Below are 1,394 nucleotides of genomic sequence, written 5' to 3'. Positions count from 1 at the left end.
GACTGATTCTGACCGGTACCGGGCCTGCTGGCGGCACCGGCATCGACAAGGTCTGGTCAGTGAGCTGGCCGTTAATGCTTAAAGGTTTGCTGACGTTGCGCGATCCGAAGACCTACCTCTTCTTCACCTCGACGGTCAATGGCCGGCGAGCCGCCAAGGATTTTCTGAATCGCCTGAAGGAGCGCAGGAAAGATCGAGACAAAAATCCAACGCCAACCGCTTTTTTGCGGCAGTTAAAAGCCATTCAGGCATGGGGCAGACAACCCCCACAAAATCTCAGTCGCATACTGATACCGACACTGATCGCCAACGGTGACAACGACATCATGGTGCCCACGATCAACTCCACCGACTTGGCAAACCGGATCCCGAATTCACAACTGATCATTTACGAAGACGCAGGGCATGGCGGAATTTTCCAACATCATGCCGACTTCGTGGCCAACGCAACGGTATTCCTGGATGCCTGAGCGTATTCGACCATTCCCATTTGAATCCATGAGAGTTGAATCAACATGAAGGCATTTCTAATCGACCGTTACGGCAAGAATAATGGCCGTGTAGCCGAGGTGCCCGCACCTGAGGTGGGTGCACATGACGTCCTGGTTCAAGTGCATGCCACAAGCGTCAACGTGCTTGATTCAAAGATCAGTACAGGCGAATTCAAACTGATCTTGCCGTACTCATTCCCGTTGATATTGGGCAATGACCTGGCTGGGGTCGTGGTCAGCGTTGGATCCGGTGTGCGGCGCTTCAAGCCAGGTGACGAAGTCTACGCACGCCCTCCTCAGGAGCGCATAGGCACGTTCGCCGAGCTGATTGCGGTACAGGAAAATGCACTCGCGTTGAAACCTAAAAACATCAGCATGGAAGAGGCCGCATCCCTCCCGCTGGTGGCTCTGACGGCTTGGCAAGTGCTGGTTGAAACCGCCAAGCTGAAAAAAGGCCAGAAGGTCTTTATCCACGCCGGCTCGGGTGGCGTCGGTACAATCGCCATCCAACTCGCCAAGCATCTGGGCGCCTTCGTTGCGACAACCACCAGCACAAACAATGTTGAATGGGTTAAAGCGCTGGGAGCGGACGTTGTCATCGATTACAGGACGCAAAACTTCGAAAGCGTTTTGCAGGACTATGACGTCGTATTGAACAGCTTGGGCGTGGATGAGCTAGAAAAGTCGCTCACCATTCTGAAGCCTGGTGGCCAGCTCATCTCCATCTCGGGGCCGCCGACGCCGCAATTCGCTGAAGAGCAAAAACTGTCCTGGGGATTGGGTTTGGTGATGCGTTTGTTGAGCACCGGCATCCGCAGAAAAGCTCGCAGGCGGAACGTCAGCTATGCGTTCGTTTTTATGCGTGCGAGTGGTGCTCAACTGGGTGAAATCACTGCTCTGATC

2 protein-coding genes are annotated in these 1,394 nt (G+C 54.2%); both read left to right on the top strand.

Annotation, left to right across the window (positions count from 1 at the left end):
• The coding region (locus ACXRVY_RS29200; protein ID WP_458238983.1) for an alpha/beta fold hydrolase at positions 1–470 on the top strand (470 nt) is incomplete at its 5' end.
• Between the two features lie 45 nt (positions 471–515).
• On the top strand, positions 516–1,394 hold an 879-nt coding region (locus ACXRVY_RS29195; protein WP_458238982.1), incomplete at its 3' end, for an NADP-dependent oxidoreductase.

The organism is Pseudomonas sp. P5_A2_2 (assembly GCF_054177685.1).
This window is presented reverse-complemented; position numbering and strand designations above follow the sequence as displayed.